The organism is Micromonospora sp. DT4 (assembly GCF_049841675.1).
In the GTDB taxonomy this organism is placed as follows: Bacteria; Actinomycetota; Actinomycetes; order Mycobacteriales; family Micromonosporaceae; genus Micromonospora.
Window position 1 is genome coordinate 1 of the sequence record NZ_JBNCKT010000335.1, and the last position, 682, is coordinate 682.

1 protein-coding gene is annotated in these 682 nt (G+C 65.0%); it reads left to right on the plus strand.

Features of this window, described 5'->3' with window-relative positions; translation table 11 throughout:
* Window positions 1–131 precede the first annotated feature (131 nt).
* The coding region (locus ACLQ24_RS29975; protein WP_425895094.1) for a hypothetical protein at window positions 132–682 on the plus strand (551 nt) is incomplete at its 3' end.

The following is a 682-nucleotide window of genomic DNA, read 5'->3' on the forward strand; positions in this document are numbered from 1 at the left end:
TCCCCGGCCTGGGACAGCGGTGGCCTCTGCCAGGATCAGCCGGCGAAGAGGTCAACATTGGCCTGTGGCTGTTCCAACTGGAGAGTCGAGGCTGGCCAGCCGCGAACGCGGCTTACCTCGAATTCGCCCTCATGCTGAACGGATACCGGCCCGTCAGGAACGACGCCACCGGCAGGATTGAAACCATCGAGGGATCAAGCTACGCGGCTAACCGCATGCCATGGCATCAAACTCCACCATTCATCGCGTTCATCGCGGCCATGTGGGAATGGATAGACGAACACCCCGAACATCACGGCGAACTCCCGCCTGAGGATTATGTTTGGGATTTGGGCGACGAAAAGGTCCCGCTCGGTAACACGTTACGCGGGCTAGCAGCGGGACTCGTCGACTTTGGTAATAACCGGGACCTGCAGGTGATGACCGAAGACGCCCTGCGCGCACGCGGATATCGCCTCCTGCACGGCGGCCACGGTCGGTTTCACGCGCCACATGGGGCGCTCCGCGCCGACAGCGCTCAAGACGCGGCACCGGAGACATCCGAGGTCACCGACCTCTCCGCTGACATGCACGAGGCGGAGCCTTCTGCCACCGGGGTCGTGCCGGGGCCGTGGATGGACTTGAGGGCCGGCCCGGTGACCGTGCCGCCCGGGCGGGGTGTCCAGGTGGATCCGTCGGGGCG